This is a genomic window from Halorubrum sp. ASP1 (assembly GCF_005435135.1).
In the GTDB taxonomy this organism is placed as follows: domain Archaea; phylum Halobacteriota; class Halobacteria; order Halobacteriales; family Haloferacaceae; genus Halorubrum; species Halorubrum tropicale.
Window position 1 is genome coordinate 1 of record NZ_SGUA01000083.1, and the last position, 247, is coordinate 247.

General features: G+C 67.6%; 1 protein-coding gene. It reads right to left on the reverse strand.

The window, feature by feature from the left end:
- On the reverse strand, positions 1-247 hold a 247-nt coding region (locus EXE48_RS18320; RefSeq protein WP_137712181.1), incomplete at both ends, for a hypothetical protein.

Here is a 247-nt window from a genome sequence, read left to right on the forward strand (position 1 = left end):
GGCGCCGGACGGGAACGGCCGGCTGGTGCCGAGAAAGGGGTTCCGGCCGTTCTTTGCCCGGCTGTTCTCGAGCGCGGCGCGGCTCGATCTCAGCGATCTTCGGACGCGGGTGAGTGTGAACGGGTCGACGTACACCTTCTGACTCGCCGACCCGTTCACACTCACCCGCGTCCGAAGATCGCTGAGATCGAGCCGCGCCGCGCTCGAGAACAGCCGGGCAAAGAACGGCCGGAACCCCTTTCTCGGC